The organism is Streptomyces sp. 8K308, assembly GCF_004348315.1.
Classification (GTDB): Bacteria; Actinomycetota; Actinomycetes; order Streptomycetales; family Streptomycetaceae; genus Streptomyces.
In genome coordinates this window covers 1-20,619 of sequence record NZ_SMKC01000098.1, presented here as the reverse complement: position 1 = coordinate 20,619, position 20,619 = coordinate 1, and the positions used below count along the sequence as shown (strand labels likewise).

17 protein-coding genes are annotated in these 20,619 nt (G+C 71.8%); 9 read left to right on the top strand and 8 right to left on the bottom strand.

Features of this window, described 5'->3' with window-relative positions:
* Window positions 1-93: 93 nt before the first annotated feature.
* Window positions 94-1,554 carry an MFS transporter gene (locus E1265_RS16160; protein WP_243740832.1) on the bottom strand — a complete coding sequence of 487 codons (1,461 nt, stop codon included), beginning with the start codon at window positions 1,552-1,554 and terminating at the stop codon, window positions 94-96.
* Between the two features lie 144 nt (window positions 1,555-1,698).
* Between E1265_RS16160 and E1265_RS16155 the strand changes: the two genes are divergently transcribed.
* Window positions 1,699-2,586 carry a helix-turn-helix transcriptional regulator gene (locus E1265_RS16155; protein WP_132931007.1) on the top strand — a complete coding sequence of 296 codons (888 nt, stop codon included), beginning with the start codon at window positions 1,699-1,701 and terminating at the stop codon, window positions 2,584-2,586.
* Window positions 2,587-2,771: 185 nt separating this feature from the next.
* Here the strand turns inward: E1265_RS16155 and E1265_RS16150 are convergent, their stop codons facing one another.
* From E1265_RS16150 to E1265_RS16120, 7 genes are all read right to left on the bottom strand, one after another.
* Complete coding sequence (locus E1265_RS16150) at window positions 2,772-3,839, bottom strand: transposase (protein WP_243740835.1); 1,068 nt, start codon at window positions 3,837-3,839, stop codon at window positions 2,772-2,774.
* Between the two features lie 360 nt (window positions 3,840-4,199).
* Window positions 4,200-4,529: an STAS domain-containing protein gene (locus E1265_RS16145; protein ID WP_165953764.1), complete on the bottom strand. Its 330-nt coding sequence runs from the start codon at window positions 4,527-4,529 to the stop codon at window positions 4,200-4,202.
* Between the two features lie 28 nt (window positions 4,530-4,557).
* Window positions 4,558-6,384, bottom strand: a complete 1,827-nt coding sequence (locus tag E1265_RS16140) for an AGE family epimerase/isomerase (protein WP_132931004.1) — start codon at window positions 6,382-6,384, stop codon at window positions 4,558-4,560.
* Window positions 6,374-7,021 (bottom strand): DJ-1/PfpI family protein, encoded by a 648-nt coding sequence (locus tag E1265_RS16135; RefSeq protein ID WP_132931003.1) that lies wholly within the window; start codon window positions 7,019-7,021, stop codon window positions 6,374-6,376. The genes E1265_RS16140 and E1265_RS16135 overlap by 11 nt, the downstream gene beginning before the upstream one ends.
* Before the next feature lie 35 nt (window positions 7,022-7,056).
* Window positions 7,057-7,515 carry a nuclear transport factor 2 family protein gene (locus tag E1265_RS16130; RefSeq protein WP_132931002.1) on the bottom strand — a complete coding sequence of 153 codons (459 nt, stop codon included), beginning with the start codon at window positions 7,513-7,515 and terminating at the stop codon, window positions 7,057-7,059.
* 68 nt (window positions 7,516-7,583) lie between these two features.
* Window positions 7,584-9,206, bottom strand: coding sequence for a thiamine pyrophosphate-binding protein (locus E1265_RS16125; RefSeq protein ID WP_132931001.1), 1,623 nt, complete (start codon window positions 9,204-9,206; stop codon window positions 7,584-7,586).
* A gap of 36 nt (window positions 9,207-9,242) precedes the next feature.
* Complete coding sequence (locus tag E1265_RS16120; protein ID WP_132931000.1) at window positions 9,243-10,070, bottom strand: type 1 glutamine amidotransferase domain-containing protein; 828 nt, start codon at window positions 10,068-10,070, stop codon at window positions 9,243-9,245.
* A 281-nt stretch (window positions 10,071-10,351) separates the two neighbouring features.
* Between E1265_RS16120 and E1265_RS16115 the strand changes: the two genes are divergently transcribed.
* From E1265_RS16115 to E1265_RS16080, 8 genes are all read left to right on the top strand, one after another.
* Window positions 10,352-12,319 carry a maltotransferase domain-containing protein gene (locus E1265_RS16115; protein ID WP_132930999.1) on the top strand — a complete coding sequence of 656 codons (1,968 nt, stop codon included), beginning with the start codon at window positions 10,352-10,354 and terminating at the stop codon, window positions 12,317-12,319.
* A complete protein-coding gene (treS, locus tag E1265_RS16110) occupies window positions 12,316-14,064 on the top strand; it encodes a maltose alpha-D-glucosyltransferase (RefSeq protein WP_132930998.1) in 1,749 nt (582 codons plus the stop codon). The genes E1265_RS16115 and treS overlap by 4 nt, the downstream gene beginning before the upstream one ends.
* Window positions 14,061-15,515, top strand: coding sequence for a hypothetical protein (locus tag E1265_RS16105; protein WP_132930997.1), 1,455 nt, complete (start codon window positions 14,061-14,063; stop codon window positions 15,513-15,515). Before treS ends, E1265_RS16105 begins: the two co-directional genes overlap by 4 nt.
* 113 nt (window positions 15,516-15,628) lie before the next feature.
* Window positions 15,629-16,702, top strand: a complete 1,074-nt coding sequence (locus E1265_RS16100) for a DUF5954 family protein (protein ID WP_243740831.1) — start codon at window positions 15,629-15,631, stop codon at window positions 16,700-16,702.
* A 67-nt stretch (window positions 16,703-16,769) separates the two neighbouring features.
* Window positions 16,770-17,837: a histidine kinase gene (locus tag E1265_RS40325; RefSeq protein WP_279571434.1), complete on the top strand. Its 1,068-nt coding sequence runs from the start codon at window positions 16,770-16,772 to the stop codon at window positions 17,835-17,837.
* A complete protein-coding gene (locus E1265_RS16090) occupies window positions 17,834-18,595 on the top strand; it encodes a LytTR family DNA-binding domain-containing protein (protein WP_279571433.1) in 762 nt (253 codons plus the stop codon). The genes E1265_RS40325 and E1265_RS16090 overlap by 4 nt, the downstream gene beginning before the upstream one ends.
* 1 nt (window position 18,596) lies before the next feature.
* Window positions 18,597-18,980 (top strand): hypothetical protein, encoded by a 384-nt coding sequence (locus tag E1265_RS16085; protein ID WP_132930996.1) that lies wholly within the window; start codon window positions 18,597-18,599, stop codon window positions 18,978-18,980.
* Window positions 18,977-20,431 (top strand): cation acetate symporter, encoded by a 1,455-nt coding sequence (locus E1265_RS16080; RefSeq protein ID WP_132930995.1) that lies wholly within the window; start codon window positions 18,977-18,979, stop codon window positions 20,429-20,431. The genes E1265_RS16085 and E1265_RS16080 overlap by 4 nt, the downstream gene beginning before the upstream one ends.
* The last annotated feature ends 188 nt before the right edge of the window (window positions 20,432-20,619 follow it).

Sequence of the window (20,619 nt, the reverse complement as noted above, 5' to 3'; positions counted from 1 at the left end):
ACCCCCATGTGACGGCCCGGCCGCGTCAGGGGCGTTGGGGGAATGACGCCAGGCGGCGCGGCCGGGCCGTCACATGGGGGTCGGGCGGTGGCGTCAGGCCACGGCCTCGGCCCGTGGTGCCGCGGCCCGGCGGGCGGCGTCGCGGCTGATCAGCAGAGCGAGGCCGGCGCCGACCACGCAGACGAGGCCCGCCACCAGGACGGCGGCGTGCAGTCCGCCGAGGGTGGCGTCGGTCACCGAGCTGGTGGACTCCAGGGCGTTGGTGCGGGCGGTCGCCACGGCGGCCAGGGCCGCGGTGCCGATCGCGCCGACGAACTGCGGCATCTGGGCGAGGCCGCCGGCCACGCCCTGCTCCTCGTCGCGGAGGCCCGAGGTCATCGCGTTGATGAAGGCGACCACCGCGAAGACGTGACCGAAGCCCATCGCCCCCGACGTGGCAAGCAGCAGCGGGAGGTTGTCCGAGGCGGGCAGCAGCACCATCGCGCCGGTGCCGACCGCCTGGATCAGCAGGCCGCCGACCAGGGTCCTGGTGCCGCCCCACGAGGAGACGACCCGGGAGACGATCAGCCCGGCGACCAGGGCGGCCAGGCCCTCGGCAAGGAAGCCGAAGCCCGTGGCGAGCGCCGAGTAGCCGAGCACGTCCTGCATGTAGATGCTGAGCAGCACCGTGGTGCCGCCGCACATGCCGAAGGTGATCAGGCCGATCAGCCCGCCCCACTTGATGGAGGGCCGGTTGAGCATCGACAGGGGGACGAGCGGCGCCGGGTGCCGGGCCTCGACCAGGAGGAACGCGGCGATCAGCAGCACCGAGAGGACCAGGGCGGCCATGCTGGGGCCGCTCGACCAGCCGGCGTCGGCGCCGGTGCTGACCCAGTAGACCAGGGCGAAGAGACCGCCGCTGACCAGCACGGCGCCCGGGACGTCGAGCCTGGTGGCGCTGCGCTCCTGGTCGTGCGGGAGCACGAGCAGGCCGCTGATCAGCACGGCGGCCCCGATGATGACCATGATCAGCATGGTCCAGCGCCAGTTGAAGGCGCTGGTGATCACGCCGCCGCCGATGGTGCCCACCACGAAGCCGAGCGAGAGCAGGGCCCCGTTGACCCCCAGCGCCCTGGTGCGCTGGGGTCCCTCGGGGAACGCGGCGGTGAGCAGCGCCAGCGCGGTCGGGCTGATCATGGCGCCGGCGACACCCTGGCCGACCCGCGCGCCCACCAGCACACCGGGGGAGTTGGCGAGGCCGGCCACCAGCGAGAAGGCGACGAGCAGGAGGAGGCCGAGCAGGAACAGGTTGCGCCGTCCCGCGAGGTCCGAGAGCCGGCCGAAGAGCAGCAGCAGGCTGGCCGTCGGCAGCAGGCAGGCGGTCGCCACCCACTGCAGATCGCCCGTGGTTGCGAAGCCGAGGGCGCTGCCGATCTCGGGGAGCGCCACGGCGACGATGGAGAAGTCGAGGCCCACCACGAAGGTGGCGCTGCACAGGGTCACCAGGATCAGCCAACCGCGGGTGGTGAACGGCGCGTCGGCCTCGACCCGTTCGGCGGATGTATCGGTCGTCACGACGATGCCTTTCGGGGATGACGGATGCGGTCCAGCATGCGGGCGCGCGGTCGGCCGACCCAGCCCTCGGCGGAGAGTACGCTCGCCGTGCCTACCACTGGCGGGGTCAGGATGAGCGTTGGACCTCGTGGGCAGAATGGCCCAATGCCGCAACGATCACTGCAACTTGGGGAGTTCCTCCGTTCCCGCCGCGCCCGCCTGAGTCCGGAGGACGCCGGACTGGTGAACTACGGGGGGCGACGCCGGGTTCCCGGGCTGCGCCGGGAGGAGCTGGCCCAGCTTGCGGGAGTCTCCGTCGCGTACTACACGCGTCTGGAGCAGGGGCAGAGCCAGCAGGCGTCGGGGCCCGTGCTCGAGGCGTTGGCGCGCGCTCTCAAGCTGAACGACGCGGAGCGCGCGCACCTGCACAGCCTGGCCAGGTGGGAGCCGCCCTCGCGCCGGCGCGCCCGCCCCGAGCGGTTGCGGCCCGGGGTCCGGCTGGTCATCGAGTCGGTCGGCACCGTTCCCGCGCTGGTCTACGGGCGGCGGACGGACGTGCTGGCGTGGAACCGCATGGGGCACGCGCTGCTCGGCAGCCATCTGGACTTCGGGGCGCCAGACGACCCGGCGAAGCGCCCGAACCTGGCGCGCATGGTCTTCCTCGACCCGCACCTGCGGGAGCTGTACCCCGACTGGAAGGCCAAGGCGCGGGACGCGGTGGCGGACCTCAGGGTGACCGCGAGCCGGTACCAGGACGACCCGCAGCTGACCGAGCTCATCGGTGAGCTGACGATGAAGAGCCCCGAGTTCGCCGCGTTGTGGAACGCCCACCCGGTGCGGACGTGCGCCCACCACCAGCGGACCTACCAGCATCCCCTGGTGGGGCGAATGGTCCTGGGCGACGAGACGATGCGGCTGCCGGACGACGAGGGGCAGCGCTTCGCGGTCTTCACCGCGGAGCCGGGTTCGCCGTCGGAGGCGGCGCTGCGACTGCTCGCCGACCTGGTGGCCGAGGAGAGCCAGCCGCGGAAGGCCGCGGAAGTCCAGCGCTGACCCGTCCGCCCTTTCCACCGGCTCGCCGGCCCCGCCCACGATCGCCGTGACCACACCCCGCCTTATCCAGGTGTTTCTCTGAGCAAATGTTGGTATTGCGTTGACGAAAACCTGGCCGCAGTCGGAACGGCAGGGCTTTCTCCGCCGTTCCGACCGCGGCCGGAGTGCCGCGTGCGTCTCCCGGGCTACTCGAGTCCGCCGTACACCTGCTGGTAGGTCCAGGCCGCGGAGACCATGGTGATGTGGTGGTGCCACCCGCGGAAGGAACGGCCTTCGAAATCCTGGAGCCCGAAGTTCGACTCGAGGAGACGGACTGCCTGCGTGCTGCGGTCGGCGAGGCTCGCCACGTACATGACGTCGTCAAGCCTGGCCTGTGTCATGTTGGTTATCCACAGCTTCTGCGTGCCGGGACTGTGTCGTCGCCGTTCGCGAATGAGTCGAATCACGCGGTTGCCGTAGCTCGCCTTTCCTCGTGGTCCGGCCAGGGGAATCAGCACGGAGGTCGACTGGTGTCCGACCGGGAATTCAAGGGTGCCGAGCAAAGGGGGGAGCCGGCCGGATTCCCGGGCGCCCTCGCCTCCCACGAGCACCTTGCTCCGCTGTGACCTGACGAACTGGTCCTGGACCAGGTCGCGAAAGCTCTCGCTCACCCGCAGCACATAGTTCAGACCGCGGACGTCGAGGGCGTCGACCAGCTCCCGCGCCGCCACCGGGTCCGGCACGTGTGCGACGATCGGCGCCGGCGGCAGCTGCCAGCGGCCGATGCTCTGGTCCACCATCGACAGGATCTCCCGCCACTCGGGGCGGCCCCGGACGCTGTCCGGCAGGTACACCTTGGCGCGCGCGTCCTCGTCGTGCGCCCATTTCCCCTTCAGCAGCAGCCGCCAGTTGACCGGGGCGATGGTGGTCGCGTTGGTCATGAAGAGGCCGAGCCCCAACTGGCAATTGATCATCCGCCCTTCCTTGGGGATGAACTGGCGTACCACTCCGACGGAGTGGCTCCCCCGCTTCGGTATGACGGCGGGACTGACGACCCATGCCTGGTTCTCCATCTGGGACCCGAGAAAGTGCGCCAGTTGGGACCTGATGGGCGTCCAATCCCAGGGACTCTGATTGATGAATTGTTGGAGGGATTGACTAACCGGCAAGGAAAGGATACTCTCCGCCATCTTTCGGACGGACTTCCGGCCGTCCAGAAAGAGTAGCCCCCGTAAGTAGACCTCGGCCCATCTCCGCTGATCCACCCGTGGCATGGACCTGAAGACCCAACGGGCGAAATCCGACAGTGGATCGTTGACGACACCACTTCCCGCGACGGGAAGCATGGAACTGGAAGACATGGTTCCCCCTGGTCTCATGCTCGGTCGTTCTCTCACCCTATCTACTGCCTAGGGCACTTACCAGAGAGCAATAGCTGCTTTGCAGTTGCTTGAGCAAGTCGCTCAGGTCGTGTTGAACCGCTGCCCAAGTCAGGACTTATTCACGTTGGTGTTTTCGCCCGACAAACACGAGGGTTATCCGTGTTCGGGCGAACGGCCGGGAATCGCTGTCGGCCGGGGCGCGATCGACAGCGATCCCCGGGCGCCGGCTCCGCCGCGCCGCGCGCGGCAGGGTCAGCCGGTGCCGCCCACGCGCGCCTCGACCAGGGTCACCGTCTCCTCGACGCCGCCGCGCGCCAGCATCTCCCTGACCCGCGGGCTGGCGCCCGCGATCAGCAGCCGGGCGTGCTTGGGCAGCCGCTGCAGGGCGAACGCGAGGCACCGCACGCCGCCGGCCGCGATCGCGGTCAGCCTCTCGGCCTCCACCGTCAGCTGGTCGATGTCCCGAGCCAGCGCCTGGTCGAGCAGGGAACGCAGCACGGGCACGTCGATGTCCCTGAGCTCACCCGACAGGTGCAGAGAGGCCGAGTCACCGGAAAACCCCAGATACGCTTCGAAGGTCACTGTTCTCCTCAATTCCTGAGTTGGTCGACTATGCGTGGTGAGGGCGAAGTCGGGCCCGCACGGTCACCGGTCCCGCGGTCTTCGGCAGCCGGACCGTCATCGCGCGCGGGTCGAAGTCGGCCCACGGGGCGCCGTCGATCCGCACCTCCTCGAGCGACACCCGACCCGGCGGCAGCGCGTCCGGGGCGACCCGCAGCAGCCCGTCCGGGTAGGCGGCGTCGCCCCGTGGTCTGAACCAGAGGTCGAGCGGCTCCCGGTGGACGAGCAGCCGGGAGTACACCTCGGCCAGGTAGCAGAGTTCGGCCTTGTGGTACATGGCCATGGCGTGGCTTCCCTTGAGCCGCTCGTTGCCCATCAGGTAGGGGATGCCCTGGGCGAGCACCGTGAAGTAGACCGCGCCCTCGTCGTGGTCGAGGAAGAAGGCGTTGTAGAAGGACGCCGCCTCGCGGGCGTGGGTCAGGTATTCCGCCGACCCCTCCCCCGACCGGTTGCCCGCCAGGATCAGATAGGCGAGCACGGCCTGTTCCTGCTGCCACCACGCCTTGCGGTCGTGCCACACGAAGTCGTGGCGCCCGTCGGGCCCCGCGGTGCGCTGCAGCAGGTCGTACCACCCGCCGCGCCGTGGGTCACGGCCGAGGGCCGGCATGGTGCCGGCGATGCGGTCCGCGAGCTTCCGGTATTCCGGCTTGGGCAGCAGCGCGTGCATCCGCGTCAGGTTCCAGGCGATCTTGAGGTTGTGCCCGACCACCGCCCGGTTCCGCTGCCAGCCCCAGTCCAGGTCGGGGGTCCAGTCGGCGTGGAAGCGCTCGAAGACGAAGGGACTGCCGCCCTCGGCGCGGTCGGGCAGGTGGACCGCGATCATGTCGAAGACGTGCTCCAGCATCCGCAGGTACCGCTCCTCCCCGGTGGCCAGGTACAGGTTGAACAGGTACGCGGGGGCGTGGTCGCCGACCGAGTTCCAGTTCTTCCGGGAGCGGTTGTGACCGAGTGCCTGGTCGTGCGGGCTCAGGCTCACCGGGTGGACGTGCGAGTACCAGCCGCCGAGGGCGGGGTCGGCGAAGTGCCGCTCGAACAGCCGCACGGTGCCCTCGAGGTCGCCGCGGATCAGGGGGTCGCCGGTGAGCCGGTAGGTCTGGCTCAGGCCCACCAGCGCGTAGATCTGCTCGTACGCCGGGATCGCCTGGTAGTCGTCGCCGAACTCGGAGCCGAACAGCTTTCGTTCGGTGCCGTCGCGGGTCTCCGTGCCGTGGTACCAGTAGACGAGGTCGTCCTCGGCGAAGCGCAGGTGGTCGTGGAGGTAGCGGGCGCCGCTCTCCGCCACGTCGAGGAAGTCGTCGTGGCCGGTCAGCGTGTAGGCGCTCGCCATCCCGTAGACCATCCGCGAGATGGTGTCCGCCTCCTGGACGCGCTCCCCGTTCTTGTGGCCGGTGGCACCGATCACGGTGCGGTAGTGGGTGAAGTCGACGGGACCGTCGCCGAACTGGGCCCGGCGGTAGAAGGTGGCCAGCTCGCGTAGCTGGGCCGTCCACCAGCCGGAGGTCTCCATCTCGCGCAGCGCCTCGTCGTCGCCGACGAAGACGAGCCGGTCCGCCTGGTGGCGCAGCCCGTCGCCGTCGGGGTAGACGGGTCCGTAGCTGAACACCAGCACGCCGGGGCGGAGCAGTTCCCGGCAGCGCCCGGTCTCATCGCGGTACGGCTGGCCGAGGTTGCGCAGCCACTGCGCCGAGGTCGTCTCGGTGAGCCGGACGGTGACCGTCTGGCCGCCGAAGGTGCGCAGCGTGAAGGTGTCGCCCCTGGCCTGCTGGACGTAGCCGCCCACCAGGTCGGAGAAGGTGAAGTCGAGCTCAGCCGGCACCGCTCACCGCCAGGGTCCCGGGCGTCCCGGCGGCGCCGTCCGGCGGCGGGTCGAGCCGGTCGATGACGGCCCTGGCCAGCAGCTGGCAGTGGTCGACGGTGCGGCCGGTGATCAGGTCCTGGTCGATGACCACGTCCTCGTTGACGTAGCTCGCGCCCATGTTGCGCACGTCGCCGACCAGGTTGTTGTGACAGGCGACCGGGCGGCCGGCGACCAGTTCCGGGGTCGCGGTCACCAGCAGCAGGCCGTGGCAGGAGAACGCCTTGAGGAGCTTGGGCAGCCGGAAGGCGCGGCGCAGCAGCTCGACGGCGGGGGCCGGGCGGTCGACGTCCTCGCTGTAGCGCAGCCGGTCGGCGACCATGCCGGAGGGCACGATCAGCGCCGACAGGCGGTTCAGCGCGTCGTAGTCGAGCGCCTCCAGATCGCCGCGCACCGTCACCTGGGCGCGGTGCTCGTGGCCGGTGAAGGTGAGCGACTCCTGGCCCCAGAGGCGGGTCACGAGCAGGACCTCGGCGCCCTCCTCGGCGAATCGTTTCTGGTAGTAGCTGATCTCTTCCTCGACGAAGTCGCTCTCCATCAGGATCGCGACGGAGCGCCCCGCGAGGCGGGGCGGAGTACTCGCAGGCGGTAGGTCCATGGCACTTCCCGTCAGGCTTGGCATGGTCGGGCGGGTCACGGCGCCGTGCCGGACGCGGCGACGGAGCCCGGCAGCGGCTCCATGGCGCAGGTGCGGATGCGGGCACCGCCCTGCTGGAGCACGGTGGAGAGGAACAGCCGCAGGGTGCGCGGCCGGGGGGCGGAGTCGGTCGCGCCGGCACGCCCCCGGCGGTGCGAGCTCAGGGCGACGTCGGCCCGGCACTCCGCGTGGAGGGGTGAGGTGAGCCGGACCTCCGGCGGTGACACGAGCCGGCAGCGCAGGCTGTGCCGGCGCGTCAGGCCGCGGTACCAGTCGCCGACCTCGCGCGGGCCGCGCAGCACACGTCCCGGCAGGCTCAGCACGAGCCCGCGGCTGGTCAGACAGGACACCACCGCCTCGACGTCGTGCCGGCCGGCGGCGGCCACGACCCGGTCGACGAGCTCGTGGACCGCATCCCGGGTGAGCATCTCGGAGGGGCGGGTGTGGGGGATCATGGAGGTTCCTTCCACGGTCGCCCCGCCCGGGGGAGCGAGCGGGGCGACCGGTCGGTGGGGGCTGATCGTCAGTCGATGACCAGGTCGATCAGGAACGGCCCCCGGTGGGCGATGAGCGCCTCGACCGCGTCGTCCACCTCGGACAGCTTCTCCACCCGCATCGCCGGCACCCCGAGCGAGGCGGCCAGTTCGACGAACCTGATGGTGGGGTGGGAGAGGTCGAACGCCGCCGGGTGGGCGTGGGGCGCGATGCCGAGCTGCCGCCAGTACTGCTCGATGTTGTCGTCGAGCAGCTGGTAGCGGCCGTTGTCGCAGACGACGAACTTCGCGGCGATGTCGTAGCGGGCCGCCGTCCACAGGGCCTGGAACGTGTACATGCTGCCGCCGTCGCCGGTGAAGCCCACCACGGGCAGGTCGGGGCGGGCGAGCTTGACGCCCAGGGCGCCTGGGATGCCGACGCCGAGCGATCCGCCGCGGGTCTGGAAGAACCGTCCCGGGGTGGTCGGTGGGAGGTAGCGGGCGAGCGGCCCGCCGGCGGTCAGGGCCTCGTCGAAGACGGTGAGGCCGGCCGGCGCCCGCTCGGCGAGCCGCTGGGCGAACCGTTCCATCACGGTCCCGGCGGGCGCCTGGGACGCGAAGGAGCGGGTCGGCTCCGCCCCGGCCGGGTGCCTCCCCGCGGCACTGGCCGGGCGCTGCCTGGCCAACTCGTCCGCCATGGCGTCCAGGGTGAGCCGGGGGTCGGCGACCAGGCCGATGTCGACAGGGAAGTTCTTCGCGATCTCGTAGGCGTCGAGATCGACGTGGACCACCCGCGCGCCCTCCTTGAACGGGCTGCGCAACGAGGGGAAGACCTCGGGGAACAGGTAGGTGCCGACCACGAGCACGGAGTCGGCGTCGGCCACGATCCGCGCGCTGTTCTCGCCGAACATGTGGCCGAGCTGCCCGCCGTGCAGCCGGTGGGTGGCGTCCAGGTTGACCTCGGAGTCGTTCACCCCCCACACCGGGGCGTTCAACAGCTCCGCGACCCGCTCGAGTTCGCGCTGGGCGCCGCTGGCGGCGACGCCGTCCCCCATCAGGACCAGTCGCCGCTCGCCGGCGAGCAGTGCCGCGACCGCGCGCCGCACCTCGGCCGGCTCCGGCAGCACGCGCGTGGAGGGGACGCTGGTGGCCACCGCCGGCTCGGGCGTGAGCTGGTCGAGGACGTCGGCGGGCAGCACCACGACCACCGGGCCGCGTGGCGGGGTCATGGCGATCTTGACGGCTCGGCGCAGCACCCGCAGCGTCGAGTGCGGATCGATGACGCGGGTCGCGTACTTCGTCACCGGCTCCGCCATGGCCACCAGGTCGGCCGCCATCTGGCCGTCCATCGCGTCGTAGCGGACGCCGGCCTCGCCGACCAGCACCACGAGGGGCGAGCCGCCGCGCCTGGCCTGGTAGAGCATGCCGATGCCGTTGCCGAGGCCGACCCCGCTGTGCAACTGCACCAGGCCGGGGCGCTGGGTGGCGCGTGCGTAGCCGTCCGCCATGCCGACGGCCACCCCCTCGTGCAGGGTGAGCAGGTAGGAGAGGCCGGTGCGTTCCAGCTCGTCGAGCCAGCCCTGCTCGACCGTCCCCGGATTTCCGAACATGTGGGTGATGCCGTCGGCCGCGAACTGCTCGAAGATGGCCGCCTTGCCTGGTCGCACGTTCATCTGGCCTCCTTCAGAAACCTCGTGGCGTGGACGCGGTCACCAGCCGTGCCTTCGCAGGCCGTTCTCCAGCACCTGGACGAGTAGCTCGGCCGACGGTATGGAGTCCGGCGTCGAACGCGCGGTGATGAAGGGGTGGTCCACGATCGCGGAGACCTCGCGGCCGACGTTGCCGATGAACGCGCCGTCCGGCCCCGTGGCGTCACGCAGGATGTACTCCAGCGGGTACGGCGGCGGCCCCATGTTGAAGTCGACGCCCAGGAACCCGGTGCCGTCCTTGTAGTCGTACTCCTTGGGGTGGCCGGTGACCCGCTTGCCCCACAGGATGGACTTCCTGCTGTCGACGTCCCGGGCGAAGGCCAGCACGGCGACGCCGTAGCACTCGGCGAGGATCGGCTTGTCGGCCGCGACGAAGGCCAGCACCACCTCGTGCAGCCGCTCGTTGTTGGCCAGGTCCACGATCGGGCCACTGCCGCCGACCAGCACCAGCGCGTCGAAGCTGCTCACCAGGTCGTCGGTCGCCGTCGCCAGCCGGCGGTTGTACTCCTCCAGCTCCCGCAGGTGGTTGAGGGAGCTGTAGTAGGGGCGCTCGGGCAACAGGTCGGCCAGGCTCAGCGGGTTGTCGAGCCGGCTCGACGCGTCGATCTCGGCGGCCCGTCGTGCCATGTCCCTGGTGGTCACCGAACGGCCGAGCGGCGGGTCGATGTAGTCCGGGTCCAGGCTGGGCGGAAGGGCATTGGGGCGTTTACCGGTCGGCGTCATATAGGTGAGCCGGTATCCACGCGCCTCGAGCACCTCGACCGGGCCGACCAATTCCTCCCCCCAGTATCCGTACTCGGACAGTACAATGAGAACTCGTCGTGACATGTGCGCTCCGTTGTTTGGTGTCTATTGCCGCAGGGGTACTCCGCCATGGTTTTCCCGAAGGGTGACGGGAATGGGTGAGCAGAGTTGCCTCAATGAAAACCGGGCCACTATGGCGTGGCAAGCCCGGCACGAGGGACGCAAGCCACTCCGGGGACTTGACGAAATCTCCGACCGCCTTCCGACTTGAGGTAGTTGACGGACTGGGGCCGGGCTTCTCGCTGTTTTCCCGATCGCGCGTCATTCTGTGGGGGTACCCACTCCCGAAATTTCGAGGATCGAGGATGAGTGGTCGGTTCAATATCGAAGAAGTAACACCCTTAGCCGGGGACGGAACTTATCCGGCGAAGGCGGTACTGGACGAACCTATTCCGATCGGCGCCACCGTTTGGCGCGAGGGCCACGACGCGCTCGGCTGCGCCGTGGTCTGGGCGGGCCCCGACGGCCGCCGGCACCACGTCCCCATGCGGCTGGTCGACCCGGGGCTCGACCGCTGGGAGGCCATCGTGGTGCCCGACCTGACGGGCATGTGGACCTTCCGGATCGAGGCCTGGCACGACGCGTGGGCCACCTGGCTCGCCGCCGTCCGCGCCAAGCTCGCCGACGGGCAGTCGGCGGGGGAACTCGGCAACGACCTGGAGACCGGGGCGCGGCTGCTCGAACGGATGGGCACCGCGGGCCGCGACCGCGCCGCCCGGCATGAGCTGCGCGCCGCCGCCACCGCGCTGCGCGACGCCGAACTGCCGCTCCACGACCGGGTCGGCGCCGCGCTCTCCGCCGAGGTCGGGGCGCTCGCCGCCGAACGGGTGCCGCGCCAGCTCCTCACCAGGGGCCGCACCGGCACCGTGTGGGTGGACCGGCCGCGCGCCCTGTTCGGTGCCTGGTACGAACTCTTCCCCCGCTCCACCGGCGGCCGGGACGCCGACGGCCGGCCCGTGCACGGCACCTTCGCCACCGCCGCGGCCGAGTTGCCCAGGATCGCCGGGATGGGCTTCGACGTCGTCTACCTGCCGCCCATCCACCCCATCGGCGAGATCCACCGCAAGGGCCGCAACAACGCGCTGCGCGCGGAACCCGACGACGTGGGCTCGCCGTGGGCCGTCGGTTCGGCGGACGGCGGACACGACGCGGTACACCCCGCCCTGGGGACCCTCGACGACTTCGACACGTTCGTCGCGGCGGCCGGGCGACTCGGCCTTGAGGTGGCCCTCGACCTGGCGTTGCAGTGCGCCCCTGATCACCCCTGGGTCACCGAGCACCCCGAGTGGTTCACCACCCTCCCCGACGGCACCGTCGCCCACGCCGAGAACCCGCCCAAGCGCTACGAGGACATCTACCCGCTCGACTTCGACAACGACCGGGAGGGCCTCTACGCGGAGATCCTGCGGATCGTGCTGTTCTGGGTGGCGCGCGGGGTGCGGATCTTCCGCGTCGACAACCCGCACACCAAGCCGACCGACTTCTGGCACCGGCTGCTGTGGGAGGTCAGGCGCCACCACCCCGACGTGCTCTTCCTCGCCGAGGCGTTCACCCGCCCGGCCGTCCTGAAGGGCCTGGCCAGGCTCGGCTTCACCCAGTCCTACACCTACTTCACCTGGCGTACCGGAGGACGGGAACTCGCCGAGTATGCCCGGGAACTGGCCGACTCGGCCGACTTCCTGCGCCCCAACCTCTTCGTCAACACCCCCGACATCCTGCCCGCCCACCTCCAGTACGGCGGCCCCGCCGCGTTCGCCATCAGGGCCGCGCTGGCCGCCACGCTCTCCCCGACCTGGGGCGTGTACTCCGGTTTCGAGCTGTACGAACACCGCGCCGTGCGGGCCGGCAGCGAGGAGTACGTCGACTCCGAGAAGTACGAGCTGCGGCCCAGGGACTTCGCCGGCGCCGAGGCCGCCGGCCGGTCCCTCGCCCCCTGGATCACCCGGCTCAACGACATCAGACGGGCCTGGCCCGCGCTCCAGCAGCTGCGCCACATCGCCTTCCACGACGTGGACGACGACCGGGTGCTCGCCTACTCGAAGTGGGCCCCGGGACACCCGGAACGGGTGCTGTGCGTCGTCACCCTCGACCCCCACGACCCCGTCGACGTCGTCGTCCGCCTCACCGAGGCCGACCTCGGTCTGCCGGCCGGCGAACCCGTCACGGCGCACGACGAGATCACCGGCGGGGACCTCGAGTTGGGCGAGGCCGTCCGCCTCAGCATCGACCCGCGCACTGCGGTGGCCCGGGTCCTCACCTGGAAGGCCCGATGAGCGAGACGACCACCGCGGACCAGCGGATACCACAGCCCCGGGCCGCCGACTTCGACCACGCACGACCCGCCCCCGTGGAACCCGAGTGGTACCGGAGCGCCGTCTTCTACGAGCTGCTGGTGCGCGGCTTCTACGACAGCGACGGCGACGGCTCGGGCGACCTGCGGGGCGTCACCGAGAAGCTCGACCACCTCAGCTGGCTCGGCGTCGACTGCATATGGCTGCTGCCGTTCTTCGACTCCCCGCTGCGGGACGGCGGTTACGACGTGAGCGACTACCGCTCGGTGCTGCCCGAGTTCGGCACCATCAACCACTTCGTCGAGCTCCTCGACGCGGCCCACGCCCGCGGGATGAGGGTCGTCACCGACATGGTGATGAACCACACCAGCGACCAGCACGCCTGGTTCCAGGCGTCCCGCCGCGACCCCGACGGGCCCTACGGCGACTTCTACGTCTGGCGGGACGACGACACCGGCTATCCGGACGCCCGCGTCATCTTCGTCGACACGGAGACCTCGAACTGGACCTACGACCCCGTCCGCAAGCAGTACTACTTCCACCGCTTCTTCTCGCACCAGCCCGACCTGAACTACGACAACCCCAAGGTCCAGGACGCCATGCTCGACGTGCTGCGCTTCTGGCTCGACCTGGGCATCGACGGCTTCCGGCTCGACGCCGTGCCCTACCTGTTCGCGCGGGAGGGCACCAACTGCGAGAACCTGCCTCCCACCCACGAGTTCCTGCGCCGCGTCCGGCGCCTGGTGGACACCGAGTACCCGGGCCGGGTGCTGCTCGCCGAGGCCAACCAGTGGCCCCAGGACGCCGTCGCCTACTTCGGCGATCCCCACACCGGGGAGGCCGAGTGCCACATGGCCTTCCACTTCCCCCTCATGCCGCGCCTGTTCATGGCCGTGCGCAGGGAGTCGCGGCTGCCGATCACGGAGATCCTCGCCCGCACGCCGAAGATCCCGCCGGGCGCCCAGTGGGGGATCTTCCTGCGCAACCACGACGAGCTGACCCTGGAGATGGTCACCGACGAGGAGCGCGACTACATGTACGCGGAGTACGCCAAGGACCCGCGCATGCGTGCCAACGTCGGCATCAGGCGGCGGCTCGCCCCGCTGCTCGACAACGACCGCGACCAACTCGAGCTGTTCACGGCGCTGCTGCTCTCCCTGCCCGGCTCGCCCATCCTCTACTACGGCGACGAGATCGGCATGGGCGACAACATCTGGCTCGGCGACCGGGACGCGGTGCGCACCCCCATGCAGTGGACCCCGGACCGCAACGCCGGCTTCTCCGGCGCCGCGCCCGGCAAGCTCTACCTGCCGCCGATCATGGACACCATCTACGGCTACCAGTCCAACAACATCGAGGCCCAACTCGCCGCGCCCTCCTCGCTGCTGCACTGGACCCGGCACATGCTGCACACCCGCCGCCGGCACCCCGCGTTCGGACTCGGCGACTTCCGCGAGATCAGCGTGGACAACCCCAGCGTCCTCGCGTTCGTCAGGCACCACGTGCGGCCCGACGCCACCGAGGACGTGGTGATCTGCGTGAACAACCTCTCCCGGTTCCCCCAGCCGGCGGAACTCGCCCTCCAGGCCTTCCGCGGCGCCACCCCCGTGGAACTCACGGGCGAGGTCCCCTTCCCCACCATCGGCGACGAGCCCTACCGGCTCACCCTGCCGGGCCACGGCTTCTACTGGTTCGCCGTCGCCGCGACCGAGGAGGACGCCCCATGAGCCAGTCCGCCACCGTCCGACCGCTGCCGGCCAGGCTCACCGTCGCGCTGGCGGCCTGGCTCCCCTGGCAACGGTGGTTCACCGCCAAGGAACGGCCCATCGCCGACGTGACCATCGAGCACCACGCCGAACTCCTCGACCAACTCGACCAGGGCGGCCCCCGCGGCGCGGTCCTCACCCTGCGCGTCGACTTCGCCGACGGCGGCGACCCGGCGCACTACCAGGTCCCACTCGGCCAGCGCGACCGGCTGCCCAGAGCGCTCGAACCGTCGGTGATCGCCGGCCTCGACGGCTTCGTCCTCTACGACGGCGTCGCCGACCGCGAGATCACCTCGCTGATCCTGCGCGCCATAGCCGACGGCGCCGACCTCGGCGGGCTGCGGTTCCGGCCGGAGCCGGCCCTCGCCGGCCACCAGGCGCCGCGCGCCCGCCGGCCACTCCCCGCCCGCCCGCTCGGCGTCGAACAGAGCAACAGCTCCGTGGTGCTCGACGAGCGCTACCTGATGAAGTTCTTCCGGCGCCTCGAACCCGGCGTCAACCAGGACCTCGAACTCCCGAGGGCGCTCGGCGAACTCGGCAGTCGCCACGTGCCCATCCTGCTCGGCTCCGCCGAGGGGGACCTGGACGGCTCGCCCGTCACCTACGGCACCGTGCAGACCTACGTGCCCGCCGCCGACGGCTGGTCGATGGCGCTTGCCAGCGTGCGCGACCTGCTCGCCGGACCCGACCGGGCCGACCAGGCCGGCGGCGACTTCTCCGCCGAGGCGTACCGCCTCGGCCGCACCGTCGCCGAGGTCCACGCCGACCTGGCGCGGGCCAGGGGCACCAGGACGCTGCGCGGGGCCGAGGTCCTGGCCGTGGTCGACACCATGCGGGAGCGGCTGCGGGTCGCCAGGATCGACGTCCCGGCGCTCGACCGCCACGCCGGGGCGCTCGACACCCTCTTCTCCGCGCTCGCCGCCGCCGTCGACGAGGTCGTCATCCAACGGGTGCACGGCGACCTCCACCTCGGACAGGTGCTGCGCACCCCGACCTCCTGGCTCCTGGTCGACTTCGAGGGGGAGCCGAGTGCCCCCCACGACGAGCGGATCAGGATGCGCTCCCCCCTGCGGGACGTCGCCGGCATGCTGCGCTCCTTCGACTACGCCGCGCATCACCAGTTCATCGAACCGGGGCACAGTACGCCGCCCGACGACACCGCCCTCGAACGGGTCGCCGAGTGGTCGAGGCGCAACCAGACGGCCTTCTGCGAGGGGTACGCCGAGGCGAGCGGCCAGGACCCACGCCAGCAGCCGCTGCTGCTGCGCGCGCTCCTCGCCGACAAGGCCGTCTACGAGACGGTGTACGAGACCCGCGCCCGGCCTCACTGGGTGGGGCTGCCGCTGCGTGCCGTGCGGCGCTACGCCCGCGAGTTCGCCGCCGGGTCGCCGATGGCGCACGACTTCCTGTGAGCACCGTGAAACGGGGAACGCCGGTGTGAACATGGGGGCAAGTTAGCCCCTCCAAAGAGGGGACTTTGTGTAATCGCCTGAATCCGGCGCGCGGTTGATGTCACGGTGAGCACATGAAGGATCACCGGAAGAACCCACCGCGTCATCTGACCTTCCGCGTCATCCACCGGGACGACCCCGTCTCCGAGGTGACGGAGCAGGACACCATCAGGTCCGCCGAGCGTTACCCCCATGTCGTCATCCGCGGACCGGTGTTCGGCTTCGCCGAGCAGCGGCCGGAGGACGGGGAGGCCTGGCGGTTGCTCAGCGACGTGAGTGACGGTTTTCCGCAGCACGCCAGGGACGGGCTCAACTCGCACCTCTGGTTCACGGCGAAGGACAGCACGAGACCGGGCGACCCGCTGCGGGAGCAGCTGCTGGCCGCCGTCGCCCGGCTGGAGAGTGAGCCCGTCGACGAGCTGTGGGTCGGGGAGACCAGGTACCGGATCGTGCGAGGTGACGAGTTCGCCAGGATCGGCCCCGACGGCCTCGAGGGGCCGAGGCCCACCGACCCGGACGACCTGGGCAGGGACATCGGGGACCGGGGCCGGCGCCGCGAGGCCGGCTCCCGCACCAGGGGGATGCTCGTCGACCACGCCGCGCCCACCGGCATCATGGAGAGCATCCAGCGCATGGAGCTCCGCTCCCTGCACTACAGCGCCGAGCGCATCCCGGCCGGCGTCCGGGCCGACTCGCGACGGGCGCTCGAGACCCACCCCGGCGTGGTGCTGCTCCCGGCCACCTTCACCTTCGCCGAGCGCAAGCGGAAGTCCTGGGAGCCGATGGCGGCCCTCCAGCCCACCCCCCAGGACGCCCGCTCCACCCTGTACAACTACCTCGCCGAGTTCCTGCCCAAGCTGGAGCAAGGGGTCTCCGACGAGGACGCCGCGACCTACGCGCGGGCCGCCGAGGAGTACCGCGCCGCCCCGCCTGGTGACGAACTCACCGTGCTCGGCCGCCGGTTCCGCGTCATCCGGGTCGAGCGGCTCATGCGGATCGGCCCGGACGGCCCGGAACCGCCCCGGCCGAGCGACGAGGACCCGTACGGCCCGATGCAGCTGCACCCGCCGCTCGCCGAGGTCGAGGAGCGCGAGGCGCGGGTGGCGCGCGAGCGGAGCCAGGCGGAGGGCCCGGCGCCCGTCGAGTGATCCGGCGGTTCCAGGCGGAGGCGTCAGGGGCCTATGGGGCGGGGCCAGGCTGGGTTACCGTGCGGCCATGCTGGGGGACCGGATGCGAAGGGGAAGGCCCGACGAGGGCCGGACCGCCGCCGTGCTCGCCGCCGTCCAGGAGATCGACGATGACCTGCGCGACGGGCTGACCGGCCGGGGCGCCGCCTCGGCCGCCCGTCGGCTGCGCCGCCTGCTGCGCGCCGGCACCGTCGTCCTCGCCGACCTCGACGCCAGGCCTGTCGCCGTCGCGGGCCAGGGCCCGGACCCGGCCGAGCTCGCCGCGCTGCTCGCCGGCGTCTACGAGCACGCGGGGCCCGTCCACCGCCCGCCCTGGGCGGCCGTCCCGCTGATCGTCGCCGGCGAACTGTCCGGCGCGCTCGCCGCCCGCGACGCGGCCGAGGCCGAGCTCGCCCCGGCCGCCGCCCTCGTCGCCCGCTCCCTCGACCACGCCGCGCTGCGCCGCGCCCGCGCCCGCATCACCCAGGCCGAGCTGCGCACCCTGCGCGCCCAGATCTCCCCGCACTTCCTGCACAACGCGCTGGCCGTCATCGGCGCCCGCATCCGCACCGACCCCGACCGGGCCCGCACCCTGCTCAACGACTTCGCCGACTACCTGCGCTACAGCTTCTCCACCCAGGGCGACTACGCCACCGTCGCCGACGAGCTCCAGGCCGTCCAGACCTACCTGGAGCTGCAACGCGCCCGCTTCGACGACCGCATGGAGCTCACCGTGCGGATGGCGCCCGAGATCCTGCCCGTCGCCATCCCCTTCCTCGTCATCCAGCCGATCGTGGAGAATGCCGTCCGACACGGCCTTGAACCGAAGCCGGGCCCGGGGTCCATCAGCGTCTCCGGTTTCGGCGAGGGGCCGATGTGCGTCATCGAGGTCGAGGACGACGGGGTCGGCATGGACCCCGAGGTGGCCGGCGCCATCCTCGCCGGCACGGCGGGGGCGGCCGGCGGGCGGGGCGGCGTCGGTCTCGCCAACGTCGACCAGCGGCTGCGGACCGTCTACGGGCCCGAGTTCGGCCTGGTGATCGAGACGGCGCCCGGCGGGGGGACCAAGGTCGTCATCCGGGTGCCACGGTTCATGCGAGGAGTGACGACCCGGTGAGAACGCAGCGAACGCTCCGCGTACTGGTCGTCGAGGACGAGACCTCGACACGGGAGGAGCTGGCGGACATGCTGGCCGCCATGCCCGAGATCGGTGACGTCCGGGAGGCCGACGGCGGCGAGGCCGCCGTCCGACTGCTCGGCACCGACAGCTTCGACGCCGTCTTCCTCGACATCTCCATGCCGGGGCTCACCGGCATGGACGTCGCCCGCGTCCTCGGCATGCTCTCCAACCCGCCCGCCATCGTCTTCGTCACCGCCTCCGAGAGCCACGCCGTCGAGGCCTTCGGCATCGGCGCCGCCGACTACCTCCTCAAGCCGATCAGGGCCGAGCGGCTCGCCGAGGCCGTCGCGCGGGCCGCCGCGCCCCGGCCGGGCAGGGAGCGGCCGGGCGCGGAACCACCGCCCGACGAACTGGCCGTGGTGCAGATCGAGACCGGCCGGCACACCGTCTTCGTGCACCGCGACGACATCCAGTTCGCCGAGGCGCACGGCGACTACGTGCGGCTGCACACCGAGCAGGACGCCCACCTGATCCGGCTCTCGCTCAGCTACCTGGAGGAGGTGTGGTCACCGGCCGGCTTCGTCCGCGCCCACCGCGGCTACCTGGTCGCCGTCCGCTGGGTCCGTGACCTGCGGGTCACCAGCTCCTCGGGGCTCGTCGCGGCCACCCCGGCCGGCGACGTGCCGGTCAGCCGGCGGCACGCCCGCGCCCTCAAGGAGCGGCTGCTGGCCGCCGTCAGGGACGAGGGCCGCTGAGATGACCGGCATCCCGCGCCGGGTGCGGGTCACCAGCCCGCAGACCAGGATCGCGCTCTCCCGCGGCCACCGGCCCGTCAGGCACCTGCTGCCGCTGCCTGGCCCCGGCGCCGAGGACGAACGCGAACTGGCCGCCGCCCGCGAGCTGTTCATCGCCCAACGACGGCACGCCGTCCGCACCCTCGCGCTGCTCGGCGCGCTGCTCTTCGGACTCAGCGGACTCCTCGGCGCGCTGCCCGTGCTCGGCCGGATCACGGTGGCGGGCGTGCCGGCCTCCTGGCTGCTGCTGATGGCCGCCAGCTACCCGATGCTGCTGCTGATCGCCGTCGGGCACGTGCGCGCCGCCGAGCGCGTCGAGCGTGCCTCGGGCAGAGGCCCCGGATGACCGGGCTGCTGGCGATCGGCCTGCTGCTGGCGGCCAGCATGGCCATCGGCATCTACGGGGTGCGCGCGACCCGCTCCACCACCCCGGACTTCCTCGTCGCCTCCCGCCGGGTCGCGCCCGGCTGGAACGCGATGGCCATCGCCGGCGAGTACGTCTCGGCCGCCTCCGTACTCGGCCTCGCCGGGCTGATGCTGAAGAACGGCATCGGCACCCTCTGGTACGCGGTCGGCTTCACCGCCGGCTACGTCGCCGTCGCCGCCCTCGTCGCCGGCCCGATGCGGCGCTCCGGGGCCTACACCGTGCCCGACTTCGCCGACTACCGGCTCGGCTCGCCCGCCATCCGCCGGCTCTGCGCCGTCATCGTGCTGGTGATCATGTGGCTCTACCTGGTGCCGCAGTTCAAGGGCGCGGGCGTGGTGCTGCACCTGGTGAGCGGCACGCCCTACTGGGTGGGGGTGGTGCTGGCCGGCGTGGTGGTGAGCGTGTCGATCGCGACCGGCGGCATGCGCTCCGCGACCTACGTCCAGGGCTTCCACTACCTGGTGAAGCTGCTCTTCATCGCGGTGCCTGCGGTCTTCCTCGTGGTGCACGCGGGCGCCGGGGCCCGCGAGGAGGCGCTGCGGGTCGACGTGGGGGACTGGAGCCGGCCACTGCTCGACCTGGAGGGCTCGGGCCAGCCGCTGCTCGCCACCTGGTCGGTGCTGCTCGCCACGACGCTGGGCGCGGTCGGGCTTCCGCACGTCATCATGCGCTTCCACACCAGCGCCTCGGCCTGGGCCGCGCGGCGGGTGGCGGTCGGCGTGATCGTGCTGCTCGGCCTCTTCTACCTCTTCCCCGCCGTCTACGGGTTGCTCGGCCGGGTCTTCACGCCCGACCTGGTGAACGGCGGCGACACGGACACGGTCACCGTGGTGCTGCCGGGCGAGATCGTGCCGGGCGGCTGGGGCGCGGTGCTGACCGCGATCGTGGCGGCCGGCGCGTTCGCGGCCTTCCTCTCCACGTCCTCCGGGCTGCTGCTCGCCCTGGCGGGCGGCCTCTCGCACGACCTGTCGCGGGCGAGCGTGCCGCGGCTGCGGGCCGCGGTCGCGGTCGGCGCGCTGGTGGCGGTGCTGCTGTCCCTGCCGGCCAGGGCCGTGGACATCAACGTGGCCGTGGGCTGGGCCTTCGCGGTGGCCGCCTCGACGTTCTGCCCGCTGCTCGTGCTCGGCATCTGGTGGCGCGGCCTCACGGCGTCCGGCGCCGCCGCCGGCCTGGCGGCCGGCGTCCTCGCCGCCACGGGCGCGGCGGCGGCGTCCGTCCTCACCGACCCGGGCGCCGGCTGGCTCACGGTCCTGCTCGCCCAGCCGGCGGCGTGGACCGTGCCGTTGGCCTTCGCCGTGATGATCGTCGTCTCCCGTCTCTCGACCCCACCGGAGTGGGCGGAACGAGCCGTCCTGCACCTGCACGCGTAGCCGGCCGCAGGCCGGCGCGAAGCCGCCCTGTCGCCGGCCGAGGTGCCGCGCCCGCCCCCCGCGGTTTCGCGTGCCCGCGAACGGGTTCGGCGCCGCGAACTCGCGCGCAGCGCGAGAAGGGCGGCGCGGCGCAGCCGCCGCGGGCCCCAGGCCCGCCACCTCCCCGCGCACGGCGCGGAGGGGGCGGG